This is a genomic window from Phytohabitans aurantiacus (assembly GCF_027923225.1).
In the GTDB taxonomy this organism is placed as follows: domain Bacteria; phylum Actinomycetota; class Actinomycetes; order Mycobacteriales; family Micromonosporaceae; genus Phytohabitans; species Phytohabitans aurantiacus.
This window is the reverse complement of sequence record NZ_BSDI01000079.1, coordinates 1-19,442: the sequence shown is the minus strand read 5'-3', so window position 1 is coordinate 19,442 and position 19,442 is coordinate 1. Positions and strand designations below refer to the sequence as shown.

General features: G+C 70.0%; 16 protein-coding genes. 13 read left to right on the top strand and 3 right to left on the bottom strand.

The genetic code is table 11. The features are described from left to right. Nucleotides 1-51 precede the first annotated feature (51 nt). A complete protein-coding gene (locus QMG73_RS42435; RefSeq protein ID WP_281905284.1) occupies nt 52-2,265 on the top strand; it encodes an MMPL family transporter in 2,214 nt (737 codons plus the stop codon). Nucleotides 2,266-2,326: 61 nt separating this feature from the next. On the opposite strand, the gene QMG73_RS42430 is transcribed toward QMG73_RS42435, so the two are convergent. Both QMG73_RS42430 and QMG73_RS42425 read right to left on the bottom strand, forming a co-directional pair. Further along, nucleotides 2,327-2,998 (bottom strand): response regulator, encoded by a 672-nt coding sequence (locus tag QMG73_RS42430; RefSeq protein WP_281905282.1) that lies wholly within the window; start codon nt 2,996-2,998, stop codon nt 2,327-2,329. Next, nucleotides 2,995-4,566, bottom strand: coding sequence for a sensor histidine kinase (locus QMG73_RS42425; protein WP_281905281.1), 1,572 nt, complete (start codon nt 4,564-4,566; stop codon nt 2,995-2,997). The genes QMG73_RS42430 and QMG73_RS42425 overlap by 4 nt, the downstream gene beginning before the upstream one ends. An 85-nt stretch (nt 4,567-4,651) precedes the next feature. Between QMG73_RS42425 and QMG73_RS42420 the strand changes: the two genes are divergently transcribed. Then, the gene (locus QMG73_RS42420; RefSeq protein WP_281905301.1) at nt 4,652-6,013 is read left to right on the top strand and encodes a cation:dicarboxylate symporter family transporter; all 1,362 of its coding nucleotides are present in this window, start codon (nt 4,652-4,654) and stop codon (nt 6,011-6,013) included. 52 nt (nt 6,014-6,065) lie between these two features. On the opposite strand, the gene QMG73_RS42415 is transcribed toward QMG73_RS42420, so the two are convergent. Then, nucleotides 6,066-6,749, bottom strand: a complete 684-nt coding sequence (locus tag QMG73_RS42415) for a glycoside hydrolase family 12 protein (RefSeq protein WP_281905279.1) — start codon at nt 6,747-6,749, stop codon at nt 6,066-6,068. A gap of 144 nt (nt 6,750-6,893) precedes the next feature. Between QMG73_RS42415 and QMG73_RS42410 the strand changes: the two genes are divergently transcribed. The 11 genes from QMG73_RS42410 to QMG73_RS42360 all read left to right on the top strand — a co-directional run bounded on the left by QMG73_RS42410 (nt 6,894) and on the right by QMG73_RS42360 (nt 19,150). Further along, nucleotides 6,894-7,922 carry an aminotransferase class V-fold PLP-dependent enzyme gene (locus QMG73_RS42410; RefSeq protein ID WP_281905277.1) on the top strand — a complete coding sequence of 343 codons (1,029 nt, stop codon included), beginning with the start codon at nt 6,894-6,896 and terminating at the stop codon, nt 7,920-7,922. A gap of 100 nt (nt 7,923-8,022) precedes the next feature. Next, a complete protein-coding gene (locus QMG73_RS42405) occupies nt 8,023-9,597 on the top strand; it encodes an MFS transporter (protein ID WP_281905275.1) in 1,575 nt (524 codons plus the stop codon). A 9-nt stretch (nt 9,598-9,606) separates the two neighbouring features. Continuing rightward, entirely contained in the window at nt 9,607-10,206 is a 600-nt protein-coding gene (locus QMG73_RS42400) for a TetR/AcrR family transcriptional regulator (RefSeq protein ID WP_281905274.1), read from the top strand. 94 nt (nt 10,207-10,300) lie between these two features. Then, a complete protein-coding gene (gene ruvC, locus QMG73_RS42395; protein ID WP_281905273.1) occupies nt 10,301-10,837 on the top strand; it encodes a crossover junction endodeoxyribonuclease RuvC in 537 nt (178 codons plus the stop codon). Beyond that, nucleotides 10,834-11,436 (top strand): Holliday junction branch migration protein RuvA, encoded by a 603-nt coding sequence (ruvA, locus tag QMG73_RS42390; protein ID WP_281905271.1) that lies wholly within the window; start codon nt 10,834-10,836, stop codon nt 11,434-11,436. Before ruvC ends, ruvA begins: the two co-directional genes overlap by 4 nt. Beyond that, a complete protein-coding gene (ruvB, locus tag QMG73_RS42385; RefSeq protein ID WP_281905270.1) occupies nt 11,433-12,491 on the top strand; it encodes a Holliday junction branch migration DNA helicase RuvB in 1,059 nt (352 codons plus the stop codon). The genes ruvA and ruvB overlap by 4 nt, the downstream gene beginning before the upstream one ends. Before the next feature lie 178 nt (nt 12,492-12,669). Next, nucleotides 12,670-12,978, top strand: coding sequence for a preprotein translocase subunit YajC (yajC, locus tag QMG73_RS42380; RefSeq protein ID WP_407676935.1), 309 nt, complete (start codon nt 12,670-12,672; stop codon nt 12,976-12,978). 75 nt (nt 12,979-13,053) lie between these two features. After that, nucleotides 13,054-14,940: a protein translocase subunit SecD gene (gene secD, locus QMG73_RS42375; RefSeq protein ID WP_281905269.1), complete on the top strand. Its 1,887-nt coding sequence runs from the start codon at nt 13,054-13,056 to the stop codon at nt 14,938-14,940. A 4-nt stretch (nt 14,941-14,944) separates the two neighbouring features. Further along, nucleotides 14,945-16,147 (top strand): protein translocase subunit SecF, encoded by a 1,203-nt coding sequence (gene secF, locus QMG73_RS42370; RefSeq protein ID WP_281905268.1) that lies wholly within the window; start codon nt 14,945-14,947, stop codon nt 16,145-16,147. Further along, on the top strand, nt 16,144-16,671 hold the full coding sequence (locus QMG73_RS42365; protein ID WP_281905267.1) for an adenine phosphoribosyltransferase: 528 nt from the start codon (nt 16,144-16,146) through the stop codon (nt 16,669-16,671). The genes secF and QMG73_RS42365 overlap by 4 nt, the downstream gene beginning before the upstream one ends. 100 nt (nt 16,672-16,771) lie before the next feature. Then, nucleotides 16,772-19,150, top strand: a complete 2,379-nt coding sequence (locus QMG73_RS42360) for a RelA/SpoT family protein (protein ID WP_281905266.1) — start codon at nt 16,772-16,774, stop codon at nt 19,148-19,150. The last annotated feature ends 292 nt before the right edge of the window (nt 19,151-19,442 follow it).

Here is a 19,442-nt window from a genome sequence, read left to right as displayed (position 1 = left end):
GTTCGTTATGAGACGTAACGCTTCTGATGCTTCTTCACGTGGGGAACGACGATGAACGATGCAGGACCGCTGGGCCGGCTCGCCCGGCTCGCGTACCGCAACCGCGGCCGCACCGTACTGCTGTGGCTGGCCGCCCTCATGCTCGCCTTCGGCCTCTCGGCGGCGTTCGGGGGCGACTTCGCCGCCGACTACTCCGCACCCGGATCGGACTCCAAGGCCGCCCAGGAGCTGCTCCAGGAGAAGTTCCCCGCCCAGTCGGGCGAGATCGTCGACGTCGTGGTCCGCGCCGACGGCGGTGTGGAAGCCGCGCGTGGTGACGTGCGGGCGCTGCTCGACGAGCTGGCCACCGTGCCGCACGTGGCGAGCGTCGACGATCCGTTCGCCGCGCCGGGCGGCGTCTCGCCGGACGGCCGCACGCTCGTCGCGCACCTGCGCCTCGACGTGACCAACCCCAACGACATGCCGGTCGCCGACAGCGAGCGCCTGCTGGAGATCGCCGACGCCGACCGGGCCGGACTCGACGTCGCCCTCGGCGGGCAGGCGGTCCAGCTCGCCGAGCGGGGCGACATCGGCTCCGAGGGTCTCGGCCTGCTCGCGGCGGCGGTGATCCTGCTGCTGATGTTCGGCTCGGTGGTCGCCGCCGGCCTGCCGATCCTCACCGCCGTCGCCGGCCTCGCGGTGAGCAGCGCGCTCACCGGCCTGGTACTGCGATTCGTCGACGCGCCCGACTGGTCCACCTCGCTCGCGACCATGATGGGCATCGGTATCGGCATCGACTACGTGCTGCTCATGGTCACCCGGTTCCGGGAGTGGCGCGCCACCGGGCTCGACGCGGAGGCGGCCACCGTCGCGACGCTCGACACCGCCGGCCGCGCGGTCATGGTCGCCGGCAGCACGGTCGTCGTCAGCATGCTCGGCCTGTTCGCGATGGGCCTGTCGTTCATGCGTGGCGCCGCGGTGGTAACGATCATCGGCGTACTCGTCGTCATGGCGGCCAGCGTCACCCTGTTCCCCGCGTTGCTGGGGTACCTGGGCCGGCACGTCGACCGGCTGCGCCTCCCACTTCGCAGGCGCACCCGCACCGAGATCGCCGTCGGTGGCCACATCGAGCCGAGCCGCGGCTGGCTCGCCTGGAGCCGTCTCGTGCACCGCCACCGGGTGCTCACCGCGCTGGCCGGCACGGCGATCCTGCTCGTGCTCGCGTCGCCGTTCCTCGGCGTGCGGTTCGGGTTCCCGGACGCGGGCAACAACCGCGAGGAGACGTCCACGCGGCAGGCGTACGACATGCAAGCTGACGGCTTCGGTCCGGGCGCCAATGGGCCGCTCGTGCTGGTCGCTGACCTGGCGCGGCCGGGCGACGCGACCGCGCTCGACGGCCTGCGCGCGGCCGTCGCGGCGACGCCCGGTGTCGCCGCGGTGACGCCACCCCAGCTCAACCCCGCGGGCGACACCGCGGTGCTCACGGTCGTGCCGGCCACCGGGCCGCAGGATGAGAAGACCGAGGATCTGGTACATCGCCTGCGCGACGAGACGATCCCGGCGGCGACCCGCGACTCGGGTACGGCCGTGCGGGTGGGCGGCGTGACGGCCACGTCGATCGACAGCACGGAGAACATCGCCGGGCGGCTGCCGCTGCTCATCGGCGGCGTGGTGCTGCTGTCGATGGTGCTGCTGCTCGCCTCGTTCCGCAGCATCGCGGTGGCGATCAAGGCCGCTGTGATGAACCTGTTCTCGGTGGCGGCCGCCTACGGCGTCGTCGCGTACGTGCTCCAGGGCGGCTGGGCTGGGCAGCTGATCGGCATCGACACCGAGACGCCGCTGCCCGCGTTCGTTCCGGTACTGATGTTCGCCGTCCTCTTCGGACTGTCCATGGACTACGAGGTGTTCCTGGTCAGCCGCATGCGTGAGGCGTGGAACCGCACCCGTGACAACGGCCGCGCGATCACCGAGGGCCTGGCCGGTACCGGAAGCGTGGTCACGGCGGCGGCAGCCATCATGATCGCGGTCTTCGCGGCGTTCGTGCCCAGCCCCGACGTCGTGCTCAAGGTGATCGGCGTCGGTATGGCGGCCGCGATCCTGGTCGACGCGACCGTGGTGCGGATGCTGCTGGTGCCGTCGGTCATGCACCTGCTCGGCCGGGCCACGTGGTGGATGCCGCGCTGGCTAGGGCGCGTCCTGCCGGAGCTGCACGTGGAGGGCCAGCCCGAACGCCACCTCCCGGTGCCGCCCGACCCGTCGCGCGACCTGGTGGAGGCCGCGGCGTAGCCCACTGCTCCGTGATCAAAGCGTCATTCAAGTCGCCCTGACGACTTGAATGACGCTTTGATCATCGGGGGCGGTATTCGAGCTCGGGGCGGCCCGGGCCGCCGTACCGGGGCTCTCGCACCACCCGGCCGAGCTCCACGAGGTGCTCCAGGTACCGGCGGGCGGTCACGCGCGATGTGCCTGTGCGGGCGGCCACCTCGGTCGCTGACAGGCCGGGGGAGTCGCGCAGTACGGCCAGGACGCGGTCGAGGGACGCCTCGTCCACACCCTTGGGCAGCCCGCCGGGTGCGGTGCCGCGCAGGGTCGCGAAGACCCGGTCGACCTCGTGCTGGGCGGCCACCTCGCCCGCGGCGAGCACCTGTTCGCGGTACTGGGCGTAGCGCTCGAGCTTGTCGCGGAACGCCGCGAACGTGAACGGCTTCAGCAGATAGTGGGTCACGCCCAGCGCCACCGCCGCCCGCACCATCGCCAGGTCGCGCGCCGAGGTCACGGCCAGTACGTCGGTGCCGCTGCCAGCCGCGCGCAACGCCCGGCACACGTCGAGGCCGTGCCGGTCGGGCAGGTTCAGGTCGAGCAGTACCAGGTCGACCGGCGCACCGCGCAGAGCGGCCATCGCGTCCTGTGCGGTGTGCACGACGCCCGCCACTGTGAAGCCGGGCAGCCTTTCCACGTACGCCTTGTGCGCCTCGGCGATCAGCGGCTCGTCCTCCACGACGAGTACCCGGATACTCATGAGCGCACCGGCAATCGGACGGTGAAGACCGCGCCGCCCTCGGGTGCGGCGGTGACCGTGTAGCTGCCGCCGTACCGCTCGACCACCTGCCCGACCAGCGCGAGCCCGAGCCCGCGGCCGGCGCGCTTGGTGGACCAGCCGCGGCGGAACGCGTCGGCCACCTGGTCGGGGTCGAGTCCGGGACCGGTGTCGGTGACCCGCACGACCACCTCGTCGACGGCCGACCGCGCGTACACGGTGACCCGGCGCGGCGGGTCGGTGCCCGCGACCGCCTCCAGGGCGTTGTCGACCAGGTTGCCGACGACGGTGAGCAGGTCGCGTACCGGCAGCGGCCCGGGGTCCAGGCGCGACTCGCGGTCCACGATCAGGTCGACGCCGCGCTCGCTGGCCTGCGCGGACTTGCCGAGCAGCAGCGCGGCCAGGGCCGGCTCGGTGACCGCGCCCACGACCTGGTCGGTCAGCTCCTGGGCGAGCGCCAGCTCCTCGGTGGCCAGCCGGACGGCCTCGTCGGTGCGGCCCAGCTCGACGAGGGTGAGCACGGTGTGCAGGCGGTTCGCGGCCTCGTGCGCCTGGGAGCGGAGCGCCTCGGTCAGCCCGCGTACCGAGTCCAACTCGCCGGTCAGCGACCGCAGCTCGGTATGGTCGCGCAGGGTGAGCACGGTGCCGAGGGGACGGCCGTCGAAGCGGGTGACCTGCTGGTTCGCCACCAGCACCCGGTCGCCGGCCAGCACCGGTTCGTCGTCGGCGGGGCGGCCGGAGCCGAGCAGCTCGGCGACCGCGGGCGGTAGGTCGAGCTCGCCGACCGGGCGGTCGGTCACGCCGTCGCCGGGCAGCCCGAGCAGGCGGCGGCCCTCGTCGTTGACCAGCGCCACCCGCCGATCACGGTCGACGACCACGAGTCCTTCGCGTACCGAATGCAGGACCGCGTCGTAGTACTCGTACATCCTGGTCATCTCCGCGGGTCCGAGGCCGTGGGTCTGGCGGCGCAGCCGCCGGCTGAGCAGCCACGCCCCGGCGGCGGCGAGGGCCAGCGCGGCGGCCGTGGCGATCGCGACCGCCGGCGCCTGGCGCAGCAGCTTGCGGTTGATCTCCTTGGTGGTGATCCCCACCGAGACCAGGCCGACGATCTCGTTGTCGGTGTCGCGGATCGGCACGACCGCGCGCACCGACTCGCCCAGCGTGCCGACGTACGTCTCGGTGACCGTGCGGCCGGCCAGGGCCGGCTCGACCGTGCCGACGAACTTCTCGCCGATCCGATCCGGCTCGGGGTGGGTGTAGCGGGTGCGGTCGGGCGCCATCACGACGACGAAGTCGGTACCGGTCGCCAGGCGGGTCGACTCCGCGTACGGCTGGAGCAGCGCCGTCGGGTTGCGGGTGCGGAGGGCGGCGGCGACGTTCGGAGAGTGAGCCACCGTCTCGGCGACCGAGACGACCTCCTCGGTGGCGGCGTCCCGTGCGTCGGAGCGCGCGAGCAGCACGGCAGCGATCGTGCCGCCGGCCACCAGCAGCGTCACGACCAGCACCTGGAGGGCGAACAGTTGCCCCGCGATGCTCCAACGACGTGTCATGTACCTGTTTCCGATCCGGGTCCCCGTGATGAACAGAATGAACGCAAGAGTGCTCTCCGGTGAGACCTGGACCACAGTCTGCGGCATGGAGACCCAGAGCCCCCTCCCGCGGGTCAGGCGGGACCGTACGCACTATCTGTACATCGCCGTGGTCGTCGCTGTAGCGGCGGGCATCCTTGTCGGCCTGGTCGTCCCGGATTTCGCGAAGGAACTCCGGCCGATCGGCACCGGCTTCGTCAACCTGATCAAGATGATGATCAGCCCGGTCATCTTCTGCACGATCGTGCTGGGCGTCGGCTCGGTGCGGCAGGCCGCCAAGGTCGGCAAGGTCGGCGGCCTCGCTCTCGGGTACTTCCTGACCATGTCGACCATCGCGCTGGCCATCGGCCTGGTCGTCGGCAACCTGATCCACCCGGGCGCCGGCCTCGACCTGGGCTCGTCGGTGGCTGAGGCCGGCCAGAAGGCGGCCAGCGGCGCGTCCAACGAGGGCACCGCGGACTTCCTGCTGGGAATCATCCCGACCTCACTGCTGTCGGCCTTGACGGAGGGCGAGGTCCTTCAGACACTCCTGGTCGCGCTGGTGGTGGGTTTCGCTGTACAGGCCATGGGCAGCCGCGGCGAGCCGGTACTGCGCGCCGTCACCGTCATCCAGCGGCTCGTTTTCAAGGTGCTGTCGATGATCATGTGGCTGGCGCCGATCGGCGCGTTCGGCGCGATGGCGGCGGTCGTGGGGGCGACCGGCGTGGACGCGCTCAAGAGCCTCGCCCAGATCATGCTCGGCTTCTACGCCACGTGCTTCATCTTCGTGTTCGTGGTACTCGGACTACTGCTGCGGGCGGTCGCCGGGATCAGCATCTTCTCGCTGTTCAAGTACCTGGCCAGGGAGTTCCTGCTGATCGTCTCCACGTCGTCGTCGGAGTCGGCGCTGCCGCGGCTGATCGCGAAAATGGAACACTTCGGCGTGAGCAAGCCGGTCGTCGGCATCACGGTGCCGACCGGGTACTCCTTCAACCTCGACGGCACCGCGATCTACCTGACAATGGCCTCGCTCTTCGTGGCCGAGGCGATGGGCAACCCGCTCTCGATCGGCGAGCAGATCTCGCTGCTCCTCTTCATGATCATCGCGTCGAAGGGTGCGGCGGGCATCACCGGCGCCGGCCTGGCGACCCTGGCTGGCGGCCTGCAGAGCCACCGCCCCGACCTGGTCGACGGCGTCGGTCTGATCGTGGGCATCGACCGGTTCATGTCCGAGGCGCGGGCCCTGACCAACTTCGCCGGCAACGCGGTGGCGACGGTACTGGTCGGCACCTGGACGGGCGAGTTCGACAAGGAGCGGGCGCGCGAGGTACTGGCCGGCCACGACCCGTTCAACGAGCAGACCCTGCTAGACGAAGACGAGCCCGCTCCAGTCTCCCCAGCGGTCCCCAGCGCACGCCGCTTTTCGTGATCAGGGCGTCCCTCAAGTTGCTCTAACGACTTGAGGGACGCCCTGATCACGCTTAGGAGTAGGTCACGGAGAAGGAGTTGGTGTTGAAGTTCATGCCGCCAGAAGATGAGGTGATCTCGTAGCCGAACTGCACCGTGCTCAACGTGACGTCGCCGAACCAGCCCCGTCCGCGGATCCAGTTCATCACCGCGCGGATGTCGACCGTCCCAGAGTTGGTGTTGGACGAGCGGATGAACGAGAAGACCTGGTTGGAGCCGTTCGAGCCGCGGTACACGGCCCAGGTGTGGCCGCCCACCGACACGTTGGCCTGGAACGAACCCAACGGTCCCACCGGACCGTACTTGTTCATCCACAGCATGATTTCGTACGTGTGGCCGTCGGCCCAGATGTCGTAGGCGCTGGTGTAGGCGCCACCGCTGGGCACGGTCACGTTGAAGCTGCTTCGCGCGGTGCCGAGCGAGCTGAGCCGGCGGTTCACCTCTCTGGTGGCGTTGGGGTAGGACTTGATGCCGCCGGTGTTGGGGTGGTTGGCCCAGACGCCCCAGTTGCTGTACGAGTTTGCCCAGATTGTCTGCGGACCGTAGCCGCTGCCCCAGATGTTGTTGTAGAGGATGTAGCCGCCGTTGTTCCAGGTGCCCCAGCGGTCTGACGAGCTCCATGTCGCCGCTTGAGCCGGTGCCGAGGCGAAGCCGACGATGAGGGCGACCAGGAGTGCGAGGAAAGAGGTGCGACGCATGGCTGACTCCTTAGGTGTCGAAACCGAGTCGAAGCGCTTCGACCAACATTTCGACATTTATGGGTGAAAAACCGCTGCGGTACGCCCACCATAGGAGTCGAAGTACGTGAATGCAACAGGTTCGTAACAAGATAGGGTCGTCCTATGGATCTTGCTGATGCCAAGGGACTGTGGGATCCGGAGCCGGGATGGCTCAACACAGCCAGCTATGGCCTGCCGCCCCGACCCGCGTGGGACGCGGTGCAGGATGCGCTCGGCGCCTGGCGCGCTGGGCGTACCTCATGGGAGCCATGGGGTAAAGCGACCGAGTTGGCCCGCGGCGCTTTCGCCCGGCTCGTGGCCGTGCCCACTGCCGACGTTGCTGTCGGCGCGGCAGTCTCCCAGCTGCTCGCGCCCGTCGCGGCGGCCCTGCCCGACGGGGCGAGGGTGCTGGTGCCCGACATGGAGTTCACGTCGAACCTCTTCCCGTGGCTGGCCCAGCCGCGCGTGAACGTGCGCGCCGTGCCGGCCGACAAGCTGGCCGGTGCGGTCGACGCCGGCACTGACCTGGTCGCGTTCAGTCTCGTGCAGTCGTCGGACGGCGCGGTGGCGGCGTACGACGAGGTCGTAGCGGCGGCCCGCGCGCACGGTGCGCTGGTCGTGGTCGACGCGACGCAGGCGTGTGGCTGGCTGCCGTTCGACGCGAGCCGGGCGGACGCGGTGGTGGTCGCGGCCTACAAGTGGCTGATGGGACCGCGTGGCGCCGCATTCGCGTACCTTTCGCCGGAGCTGCGGGAGCGGCTCGTTCCCTCGGCGGCCGGTTGGTACGCGGGGGACGACGTGCACGCCGCCTACTACGGGCCGCCGTTGCGGCTCGCGCCGGACGCGCGGCGCTTCGACATCTCGCCGGCCTGGTTCTCGTGGGTCGGGCTCGCGCCGGCGCTCGATCTCGTGGAGCGCATCGGCGTACCCGCGATCAACGCGCACAACGTCGCGCTGGCGAACCGGTTCCTCACCGCGCTCGGCCGCCCGCCGGGCGAGAGCGCGATCGTGACGGTCGACGTTCCGGGCGCGCAGGAGAGGCTCGCGGCAGCCGGCGTCCGCGCCGCCGTCAGGGCCGGTCGCGTCCGGGCCTCTTTTCACCTGTACTCGACGGAGCAGGACGTCGACATGGCGGTGAATGCCCTGGTGTGACGGCCCCCACTTTCTAATACGAGACGGTTCCGTTTCGCTTTGGTCGGGCGTAGCTTGGCTTGTGAAACGAGACCGTTCCGTATCGGGGGGAGACAGGGCCTTGCAACCCCAAACAAACACCGGCCACCCGAGGCGCTGGATCATCCTTGGCGTCCTCGTGATCAGCCTGCTCGTGGTGGTGCTCGACAACACCGTGCTCAACGTCGCGCTGAAGACGCTCGCCGACCCGGAGCACGGCCTGGGCGCCAGCCAGGGTGAGCTGGAGTGGTCGATCAACTCGTACACGCTGGTCTTCGCCGGCTTGCTCTTCACCGCCGGGGTGCTCGGCGACCGGTACGGTCGCAAGCGCTTCCTGGCCATCGGCCTGGCGATCTTCGGCATCGCGTCGGCGCTGTCCGCGTACGCGCAGGACCCGGCGCAGCTCATCTGGGCACGGGCCCTCATGGGCCTCGGCGGCGCGGCGATCATGCCGGTGACGCTGTCGATCATTTCGAACGTCTTCGACCCGCGCGAACGCGGGCGGGCGATCGCCATCTGGTCCGGCTCGGTCGGCCTGGCGATCGCGATCGGCCCGATCCTGGGCGGCATCCTGCTCGAGCACTTCTGGTGGGGCTCTGTCTTCCTGATCAACGTGCCGGTCGTGGTGGGCGGCCTGGTGCTGGTGGCGGTGCTGGTTCCCGAGTCGCGCGACCCGCGCCCCGGAAAGATCGACATCGTCGGCGTCGCGCTTTCGGTGGTCGGCCTGGTCGGCCTGTCGTACGGCATCATCGACGGCGGCGAGCACGGCTTCGGGCGGCCGGTCGTGTGGGCGGCCATCCTGGGTGGCCTGGCGGTACTGGCGGCGTTCGTCGCTTACGAGCGGCGCATCGAGTTCCCGTCGCTGGACGTGCGGCTGTTCAAGGTGCCGCGGTTCGCGGCTCCGGTGGCGCTCATCGGCTTGGTCTTCTTCGCGGCCCTCGGCGTGTTCTTCTTCAGCGCGTTCTACCTGCAGCTCGTCCGCGGCTACAGCCCGCTGGAGACCGGCCTGATGCTGCTGCCGTTCGCGGTCGCGCAGCTCGTGTTCGCGCCCCGCAGCGCGGCGATGGTGAAGAAGTACGGTGCCAAGACGGTCTCCGGGGTGGGGCTGGCGATGACCGCGGTCGGCATGGGCGGCTTCGTCTTCCTCGGCGTGAGCACACCGATCTGGGTGATCCTGGTGCTGTTCTTCGTCCAGGGCATCGGGATGGCCAACATCATGCCGCCGGCGATGGAGTCCATCATGTCGTCGCTGCCGCGGGAGAAGGCCGGTGTCGGCTCGGCGGTCAGCAACACGGTTCGCCAGGTCGCCGGCGCGCTCGGCGTGGCGGTGCTCGGTTCGGTACTGGCCGGCGTCTACCGGGGTGAGGTCACCTCGGCCGCCAGCAGCCTGCCCGAGCCGGCTCGCGACGCGGTCGAAGAGTCGATCTCCGGCGCGTACGGCGCGGCACAGAGCCTGGGACCGGCGGGTGGCGCGGTGATCGACGCGGCGAACAACGCGTTCGTCACGGCGATGCACTGGACGGCGGCGATCGGCGCGACGGTGGCGGCGCTCGGCGTACTGATGGTGCTGCGCTGGATGCCCGGCAAGGCGGACGGGCACCAGTTCGAGCCTTCGCCAAACCTGGCGGAGCAGCCCGAACTCGCGCCGGCCTCGTAAGGTTTCGGGATGAGTTCCGTAGCTAGCGCTCCGCGGTCGCCTGGTCGACCGCGGAGCGCCCGCGCAGATGAGGCGATCGTCGAGGCGGTGCTCGACCTGCTGGCGGAGGGGGCCAGCGTCGAGTCCCTGTCGATCGAGGCGATCGCCGCGCGCGCGGGCGTCGGCAAGGCGACCATCTACCGCCGATGGTCCGGCAAGGACGCGCTGATGGTCGAGGCGATCCGCAAGCTCAAGGGGCACCCGCCGATGCCGGCGGGTGCCTCGGTGCGCGACGACCTGGTGACGCTGGTCAGCGCCGCCGCGCGCCTGCGCGACCCGCGGGCCGACAAGATCATGCCGTGCCTGGTGCCGGAGATGCACCGCAATCCGCAGCAGTACGACATGTACCAGGAGATCGTGGCGCCGCGGCGGGAGCTCATGCGCGAGGTGCTGCGCCGCGGCATCCGCACCGGTGACCTGCGCCCCGACATCGACCTGGAGCTGACGATGGCGATGCTCATGGGGCCGACCACGCTCCAGCGCGTGCTCAAGTGGAACCCGCAGCTAAGCGAGGAGAACCTCGCCGAGCGCACGGTCGACGCGGTGCTCGCCGGGATAGCGGCGCGCTGAATTCTCCTAGGCTGCGCGATTCTTCTAGGCTGCGCGCTGAATCGAACGTGTGTCGGTCTGCGTCGCCAGTGGTTCCCCTAGGTAGCGTGTACGAATGCGGGTGCTCGGGGTCGATCCAGGGTTGACCCGGTGCGGGGTCGGCGTGGTCGAGGGAGTGCCGGGACGGCCCTGCGCGCTCGTGGCCTACTACGTGGTCCAGAGCGACCCGTCCGAAGACCTCGCCCAGCGCCTGCTGCACCTCGACCGCAGGCTCGCCGAGCTGGTCGCCGAGCACCAGCCGGAGAGCGTCGCCGTCGAGCGGGTGTTCAGCCAGCACAACGTCCGCACCGTCATGGGCACCGCCCAGGCCAGCGCGGTCGCGGTCCTGGCGGGCGCGCGTGCCGGGCTGCCGGTGACCACGTACACGCCGAGCGAGGTCAAGGCCGCCATCACCGGCTCGGGTCAGGCCGACAAGGCGCAGATCACGTCGATGGTGACCCGGCTGCTGCGGCTCGACGCGCCACCGAAACCCGCCGACGCCGCCGACGCGCTCGCCCTGGCCATCTGCCATGTATGGCGCGGTGGCACCCGGTCTAAGCTCGCGGCGGCGGCGCAGGCGGCGGCTGCCCGACAGCGGGGAGGACGAAAATGATCGCGAGCGTGCGCGGGACGGTCGCGGCGGTGTCGCCGGACGGCGCGGTCATCGAGGTCGGCGGCGTCGGGCTCGCCGTGCAGTGCGCGCCGGGCACGCTCGCCGGCCTGCGGCTGGGCGAGCAGGCGCGGCTCGCGACCAGCCTCGTGGTGCGCGAAGACTCGCTGACCCTCTACGGCTTCGCCGACGACGAGGAGAAGCAGCTGTTCGAGCTGCTACAGACCGCGAGCGGCGTCGGTCCGCGGCTTGCTCAAGCGGTACTGGCGGTGCACTCGCCCGACACCGTGCGGCGCGCGATCGCGGGGGCGGACACCGCCACGCTGACCCGCGTGCCGGGCATCGGCAAGAAGGGCGCCGAACGGCTCGTACTGGAGCTGCGCGACCGGATCGGCCCGGTCTCGGTGGGCGCCGACGGCAACGCGGGCGCGGTCGGCGGTGCCTGGCAGGAGCAGGTGCGGCAGGGTCTGGTCGGGCTCGGCTGGACCGCGTCGCAGGCCGAGCAGGCGGTGGCCGTGGTCGCGGAGACCGTCGACGGCGCGGTGCCGCCGGTGCCGGTACTGCTCAGGCAGGCCATCCGCCTGCTGGGTAAGACCCGATGACCGAATCCGAAGGGCTGGTGTCCGCGTACGCGACCGAGGCGGAGCATGACGCCGAGGTCAGCGTCCGCCCGAAGCGCCTGGCCGACTTCATCGCCCAGCATCGGGTACGCGATCAGCTGGACCTGCTGTTGCGTGGCGCGAAGGGACGCGGCAGCCCACCCGACCACATCCTCCTGTCAGGGCCACCCGGCCTCGGCAAGACCACGCTCGCCAACATCGTGGCTGCCGAGCTGGGCACCGGCATCAGGGTGACCAGCGGCCCGGCGATCGAGCGCTCGGGCGACCTGGCCGCGATCGTGACCAGCCTCAGCGAAGGCGACGTGCTGTTCATCGACGAGATCCACCGCATCGCCAAGCCGGCCGAGGAGCTGCTCTACAGCGCGATGGAGGACTTCCGGGTCGACGTCATCGTGGGCAAGGGACCGGGCGCGACCGCGATCCCGCTCGACGTCGAACCGTTCACGCTGGTCGGCGCGACCACCCGGTCCGGCCTGCTCACCGGGCCGATGCGCGACCGCTTCGGCTTCGTGGCTCACCTCGACTTCTACTCACCCGACGACCTGGAGAAGCTGCTGCACCGCTCGGCGCGCATCCTCGGGGTACCGATCACCGAGGAGGGTGCGGTCGAGATCGCCGGGCGCTCGCGCGGTACGCCCCGTATCGCCAATCGGCTGCTGCGCCGCGTGCGGGACTTCGCCGAGGTACGCGCCGACGGTGTGGTCAACCAGGAGACCGCCCGTGCGGCCCTGGCCGTGTACGACGTGGATGACCTGGGCCTCGACCGGCTCGACCGGGCGGTACTGGTGGCGCTGGTCGACTCGTTCCGGGGCGGACCGGTGGGCCTGTCGACGCTCGCGGTGGCGGTGGGGGAGCAGCCGGACACCGTCGAAGAGGTCTGTGAGCCATTCCTGGTGCGTGCGGGCCTGCTCGCGCGTACGCCCAGGGGGCGGGTCGCGACCGACGCGGCATGGCATCATCTCGGACGAACGCCACCAAATGGTACGTTCGCCAGCGGTACCGCTGCGCCACCTGATCTCTTTACCGCCGAGCCATAGGCGGGCCTGTATAGGAGTTCTCAGGCATAGGGATTAGACTTCGCCGCGGTCCGTACAGGACGTGAGACTCCGCCTCCGCTCCGGCGCCCCCGCGCCCTGCGGAGGATCAACTGGAAGGTTCGACACAGTGTTTTTGGCAGCAAACTCCGGCGGTGCCGGCAGCTTCATGCCGATACTTATGATCGTTTTGCTCTTCGGCGTCATGTACTTCATGATGATCCGCCCGCAGCAGCGCCGCCGCCGCGAGGCTGAGCAGATGCAGCGCACCCTCGGTCCGGGTGCGGAGGTCGTCACGATCGGCGGCCTGTACGGCACGGTCGTCGAGTCCGACGACGAGACCGTGATCCTCGAAGTGGCACCCGGTGTGCACACCCGCTACGCGCGTCCCGCGATCTCGCGCGTCGTGAGCAAGCCCGAGCAGCGCACCGAAGACGACGAGGTCGAGGCCGAGCCCGTGATCGACGAGGCCGACGCCAAAAAGGACTGACGCGCCCCGCGCGCCCACCCACCAGAACTCCGCCGCGCCCACCGGCGGCCATACCGCACAGGAGACCCGACAGCCGTGGCACCACCTCAGGGACAGATGCGTCCCGGCCGGCAACTCGCCGTGCTCGGCCTCATCTTCGTCGTCCTCTACCTGCTGGTGTTCTTCGCCGGCGCCAGTGGCAGCTTCGCCGACCGCCTGCATCCGCGGCTCGGCCTCGACCTGATCGGCGGCAGCCGGGTCACCTATACGGCCAAGACCTTGACCGGCAAGGACCCGAGCGCGGAGTCGTTGGAAGAGGCGCGGCGGATCATCGAGTCGCGGGCCAACGGATACGGCGTGTCCGAGGCCGAGGTGGTCACCGAGGGCAACAACCACATCGTGGTATCGCTGGCCGGCGAGAGCAGCGACGCGCTGGCCGAGCTGGGCCAGCAGGCCGAGCTGCGGTTCCGCAAGGTCCTGAAGGTGACCACCGACAGCGGCGCCATCGCGCCCGCGGCGACGCCGACCCCGTCGGGCAGCGCGACGCCGTCACCGGGTGCGAGCGCGTCGGCGTCTCCAGCGGCTAAGCCGGCGGGCACGCCGTCGGCTTCGGCCAGTCCGGGCGGGCAGGGTGGCATGGCCGCCACGCCGACCCCGAGCGCCTCCGGTGCCGTCACTCCGACGCCGTCGACGTCGGCCACCCCTGAGCCAGACACCAGCCAGATGACCCGCGAGGAGCGGCTCGCGGCCGTCCAGGCGAAGATCGGGCCGCAGCTGTGGGCGGCGGCGAACGGCCTGCAGGCTCCGCCGGACGCGAGCACCGACCCGACGGCGGCCACCACCTACGCGAAGTTCGCGACGCTGAAAGGCGACGAGGTGGCGGTGCTGCCGCCGAACATCCAGTTCAACGTGCCGACGATCACCTGCGCGCAGCTCGCCGACCGGGAGCCGGGCTCGATCGCCGACGTGAAGCAGCAGGCGGTCTCCTGCGAGGGCGCGCAGAAGTACCTGCTCGACGTCGCCAAGGTGGAGGGCACCGACGTCAGCGACGCCGACGGCGTGCTCGACACGCAGAACGGCGAGTGGGTCGTCTCGCTCGACTTCACCGGCTCCGGCCAGAAAAAGTGGACCGACCTGACCCGCGAGGCGTACGAGAACACCGGCGGCGCCTGCGAGCAGACCGCGCTCGGCGACCAGAGCCGCTGCCGCGTCGCCGTGGTGCTCGACAACGAGGTGATCTCGTCTCCGGAGATCCAGGGCGTGCTCACCGGCAACTCGCAGATCACCGGCGACTTCAACTCCAAGTCCGCGAACGAGCTGGCCAGCAAGCTGCGCTACGGCGCGCTGCCGCTGACCTTCGACCAGAGCGAGGTGCAGAACGTCACCGCGACGCTCGGCACCGAGTACCTGAAGGCCGGCCTGCTGGCCGCGGGCATCGGCATGCTCCTGGTCATCATCTACTCGTTCTTCTACTACCGCCTGCTGGGCACGGTCATCTTCCTGAGCCTGGTCCTGTCCGGCCTGCTGGTCTTCGGCGCGTTGATCGTGCTCGGCCGGCAGATCGGCTTCACGCTCAACCTCGCCGGCATCGCGGGCTTCATCGTGTCGCTCGGTGTGGCCGCGGACTCGTTCGTCATCTACTTCGAACGTCTGAAAGACGAGATACGCGAGGGTCGCAGCCCGCGCAGCGCGGTGCCGCGCGCTTGGGCCCGTGCGCGCCGCACGATCATCTCGGCGAACGCGGTCACCATCATGGCGGCGGTCATCCTGTACCTGGTCTCCGTCGGACCGGTGAAGGGCTTCGCGTTCGCGCTCGGCCTCGCCACGATCCTCGACCTCGTGGTGGTCTTCCTCTTCCGGCACCCGATCATGACGATGTTCGCGCGCACCAAGGCGTTCCTCTCGCCGAGGGTCAGCGGCCTCGGCCGGGTACTGGAAAAATCGGACGACACCCCTAGCAAGCCCCGCGTGAAGGAGGCGTGACCCGATGAGTGGTATCGCTACCCGCCTCTACAAGGGCGAAGCCGGCATCAACGTCATCGGCCGGCGCAAGGTCTGGTTCACGGTCGCCGCCACGGCGGTGCTGATCGCGGTGCTGAGCTTCGCGTTCCGCGGGTTCACGCTGGGCATCGACTTCTCCGGCGGCGTCGAGTTCCAGGTGCCGGTGTCGGTCGGCTCGATGAGCGACGCGGAAAACGCGGTCACCACCGCGCTGGGGAAGATCGACAACGCCGACGAGCCGCTGCGGGTGGCCTCCACCCAGCAGGTGGGCGGCGGCGACGGCACCTACCTGATTCGCACCTCGGAGCTGACGTCCTCGCAGGCCTTGCAGGCCAAGGCCGACATCGCCCAAGAGTTGGGCATCTCCGAGGGCGACATCAGCAACAGCCGGGTCAGCGGCGCGTGGGGCAGCCAGGTAACCGAGCGCGCGCTGCTCGGCCTGCTGGTCTTCCTCGCGGCCGTCACGCTGTACCTGGTGGTCCGCTTCGAATGGCGGATGGCCGTCTCGGCGGTCATCTCGCTGCTGCTCGACCTGGTCATCACGGCCGGCATCTACTCGCTGGTCGGCTTCGAGATCAGCCCGTCGACCATCATCGGCTTCCTGACGATCCTGGGCTTCGCGCTCTACGACGTCGTGGTCGTGTTCGACAAGGTGCAGGAAAATACGCGCGGCATCACGGCGAGCAGCACGCAGACGTACCCGGAAGCCGCCAACCTGGCGGTCAACCAGACGCTGATGCGTTCGATCAACACCGGCCTCGTGGCCCTGCTCCCGGTCGGTGGCCTGCTGTTCATCGGCGCGTTCCTGCTCGGTGCCGGCACGCTGCGCGACCTGGGCCTCGTGCTCTTCGTCGGTATGGGAATCGCGGTGTACTCGTCGATCTTCTTCGCGACGCCGGTGCTGGCGACCTTCAAGGCGTACGAGCCGAAGTACCAGGGCCACACGCAGCGGGTGCTCGCGCGCCGGGCGGCCATCGCCCGGGGCGAGGTGCCCGTCAAGGGCGCCCGCTCGCCCAAGCAGGTCGCCAAGACGGCGGCGGCCGAGCCGGGCTCCGACGACGAGCTCGCGGCCATGGCCGGTGCCACGCCCAAGGTCGGCTCCCGGCCGGCCACCGGCAAGCGGCCATCCAGCGGTCGCGGCGGCCGACCGGGCGGCGGCAACCGGCCCGGCCGGGGTAAGCGCCGGTGACCGACCTGGCGAAGCTCGTCGCCAGTCACGTGGTGGATGTGCCCGACTTTCCCAAGCCGGGCATCCTCTTCAAGGACCTGACGCCGCTGTTCGCTGACGGCATGGCCTTCCGTGAGATGGTCGACGGCATCGTCGACCACTACGGGCGCGAGGGCTTCGACGCGGTCGCGGGCATCGAGGCGCGCGGCTTCCTGCTCGCGGCGGGCATCGCGTACGCCGCTGGCGTGGGCGCCGTGCCTGTGCGCAAGGCCGGCAAGCTCCCCCGGGAGACGTACACCGCCTCGTACGAGTTGGAGTACGGCGAGGCGGCCCTGGAGATCCACCGGGACGCGTTCCGGCCGGGGCAGCGGGTACTGGTGGTCGACGACGTACTGGCCACCGGCGGCACCGCCGCCACCTCGCTCGACCTGGTCGAGCGGGCGGGCGGTGTTGTGACCGGCTTCACAGTGGTCTTGGAGCTTTCGTTCCTGCCGGGCCGCGAGCGGCTGGCGCCGCGCGACGTACATGCCCTGTTGACCGTTTAGGGTCTGTGGGACTTTTCTGAGCGGCCCGGTCGTTGGGTAGCGGAGGGTAGGGCCGGCCGGATACGGTCGGTTCAGTTCCCGGCGAGGTGTGAGGAGGCCGGTGTCCCACGACGTCGCCCATCCTGTAGGGGATGAGAGCTCGGTGCACCCAGTCGAACCCGCGCAGCCTGTCGAGCAGTCGCACCCGACGGACGACGACAACGGTTCGGGCTTCGGCCTGGCCGGCGCCCCCACCGGGCGCCGCGTCCGGGCGCGGCTGGCCCGCTTCAACGCGCCCTGGCAGACGCCACAGGTCAGCGAGGTGCTCGAGCCACTGATCGCCACGCACCGCGCGTGCCATCCCAAGGCCGACGCGCGGCAGCTTCAGACTGCCTTCGACGTGGCCGCCAAGTGGCATTCCGGGCAGTACCGGAAGTCCGGCGACCCGTACATCACGCACCCGCTCGCGGTGGCCACCATCCTGGCCAACCTGGGCATGGACACCACCACGCTGGTGGCGGCGCTGCTGCACGACACGATCGAAGACACCCAGTACACCCTCGACGAGATGCGCACCGACTTCGGTCCCGAGGTCGCGCTGCTGGTCGACGGCGTCACCAAGCTCGACAAGGTCAAGCTCGGCGACGCGGCCAAGGCCGAGACCATCCGCAAGATGGTCGTCGCCATGGCCAAGGACCCTCGGGTACTGGTCATCAAGCTCGCCGACCGCCTGCACAACATGCGCACCCTGACCTTCCTGCCCCGCCCCAAGCAGGAGCAGAAGGCCAAGGAGACGCTGGAGATCCTGGCTCCGCTGGCCCACCGGCTCGGTATGAACACGATCAAGTGGGAGCTGGAGGATCTCGCGTTCGGCACGCTGTTCCCCAAGCGGTTCGAAGAGATCAACAGGCTGATCGGTGAGCACCAGCCGCAGCGCGACACCCTGCTGCGGCAGGTTACGCAGAAGGTGCAGCTCGACCTCAAGGCCGCGAAGATCAAGGCTGAGGTGACGGGTCGGCCCAAGCACCTGTACTCGATCTATCAGAAGATGATCGTGCGGGGGCGGGACTTCAACGACATCTACGACCTGATCGGCGTGCGGATCCTGGTCGACACGGTGCGAGACTGCTACGCGGCTCTTGGTGTGATCCACGCGAACTGGCAGCCGGTGCCGGGCCGGTTCAAGGATTACATCGCGATGCCGAAGTTCAACATGTACCAGTCGTTGCACACGACCGTGATCGGGCCGACCGGCAAGCCGGTGGAGATGCAGATCCGCACGATCGGCATGCACCGCACGGCCGAGTTCGGCATCGCCGCGCACTGGAAGTACAAGGAGCAGAAGGGCGCGACCATCGTCGGCCCGCCGGCCCACATCGACGAGATGACGTGGCTGCGGCAGCTGCTCGACTGGCAGCGAGAGGCCAGCGACCCCAGCGAGTTCCTCGACGCGCTGCGGTTCGACCTGTCCAGCCAGGAGGTGTACGTCTTCACGCCCAAGGGCGACGTCATCCCCCTGCCCACGGGCTCGACACCGGTCGACTTCGCGTACGCGGTGCACACCGAGGTCGGACACAAGTGCATCGGCGCGCGGGTCAACGGCAAGCTGGTGCCGCTGGAGTCGACGCTGTCCAACGGCGACGTGATCGAGATCTTCACGTCGAAGTCCGACACGGCTGGGCCGTCACAGGACTGGCTCGGGTTCGTCAAGAGCCCGCGGGCGCGCACCAAGATCCGGCAGTACTTCAACAAGGAGCGCCGCGAAGAGGCCATCGAGGCCGGCAAGGAATCCATCGTCAAGGCGATGCGCCGCCAGGGGCTCCCGCTACAGCGGATGCTCACCAGCGACGCGCTCATGACGATCGCCCGCGACCTGCACCTGGCCGACGTGGCATCGCTGTACGCCGCCGTGGGGGAGAACCAGGTCTCCGCGCAGTCGGTCGTGCAGCGGCTCGTGGCGGGGTACGGGGGCGAAGAGGGCGCGGTCGAAGACATCGCCGAGACCGCGGTCGCGACCAAGCCACCCCGAGCCCGGCAGACCGCCCACGACCCGGGTGTCGTGGTCCACGGCGTCACCGACGTGTGGATCAAATTGGCCCGCTGCTGCACCCCGGTACCGGGCGACGCGGTGTTCGGCTTCGTGACCCGCTCTGGCGGCATCAGCGTGCACCGCGACGACTGCGCCAACGCCGAAGACCTGCAAGCCCAGCCCGACCGGATCGTCGAGGTGACCTGGAAGCCGACGTCGGCGTCCACGTTCCTGGTGGCGATCCAGGTAGAGGCGCTCGACCGGCACAAGCTGCTGGCCGACGTGACCCGGGTATTGAGCGACGAGCGGGTCAACATCCTGTCCGCGACCGTGACCACGACGCGCGACCGGGTGGCGGTGAGCCGCTTCTCCTTCGAAATGGCCGACCCGAAGCACCTGGGCCACCTGCTGGCCGCCGTCCGCAAGGTCGACGGCGTCTTCGACGCTTACCGCGTCACAAGCGGCGCCTAACCCCCGCCGCGCAGCACCCCCCACGCCGGGGCGGCAGGGCCGCGCCGCGCGGCGGCCTGCACCGCCCCGGCCGTCCCCGCCGCGCGGCAGCCCGCCCTTCTCCGCCCGCTCGCCGGCCCGCACGGCCTGCCCTTCTCCGCCCGCCGGCCCGCACGCCCCGGCCTTCGCCGCCCGCCGGCCCGCACGCCCCGGCCTTCGCCGCCGATCAAGGGCGAATGCACGGCTCTTCGCCCCGATGTGTGGGTTGGGGTCGGGTTGGTGATTGGGGCACGCCGTTGCCTGGCCTAGGTTT

Bases quoted from the DNA above. Each gene is read 5' to 3' on its own strand.
- QMG73_RS42435 (WP_281905284.1), top strand. From the start codon at position 52: ATGAACGATGCAGGACCGCTGGGCCGGCTCGCCCGGCTCGCGTACCGC.
- QMG73_RS42430 (WP_281905282.1), bottom strand. From the start codon at position 2,998: ATGAGTATCCGGGTACTCGTCGTGGAGGACGAGCCGCTGATCGCCGAG.
- QMG73_RS42425 (WP_281905281.1), bottom strand. From the start codon at position 4,566: ATGACACGTCGTTGGAGCATCGCGGGGCAACTGTTCGCCCTCCAGGTG.
- QMG73_RS42420 (WP_281905301.1), top strand. From the start codon at position 4,652: ATGGAGACCCAGAGCCCCCTCCCGCGGGTCAGGCGGGACCGTACGCAC.
- QMG73_RS42415 (WP_281905279.1), bottom strand. From the start codon at position 6,749: ATGCGTCGCACCTCTTTCCTCGCACTCCTGGTCGCCCTCATCGTCGGC.
- QMG73_RS42410 (WP_281905277.1), top strand. From the start codon at position 6,894: ATGGATCTTGCTGATGCCAAGGGACTGTGGGATCCGGAGCCGGGATGG.
- QMG73_RS42400 (WP_281905274.1), top strand. From the start codon at position 9,607: ATGAGTTCCGTAGCTAGCGCTCCGCGGTCGCCTGGTCGACCGCGGAGC.
- ruvC (WP_281905273.1), top strand. From the start codon at position 10,301: ATGCGGGTGCTCGGGGTCGATCCAGGGTTGACCCGGTGCGGGGTCGGC.
- ruvA (WP_281905271.1), top strand. From the start codon at position 10,834: ATGATCGCGAGCGTGCGCGGGACGGTCGCGGCGGTGTCGCCGGACGGC.
- ruvB (WP_281905270.1), top strand. From the start codon at position 11,433: ATGACCGAATCCGAAGGGCTGGTGTCCGCGTACGCGACCGAGGCGGAG.
- yajC (WP_407676935.1), top strand. From the start codon at position 12,670: ATGATCGTTTTGCTCTTCGGCGTCATGTACTTCATGATGATCCGCCCG.
- secF (WP_281905268.1), top strand. From the start codon at position 14,945: ATGAGTGGTATCGCTACCCGCCTCTACAAGGGCGAAGCCGGCATCAAC.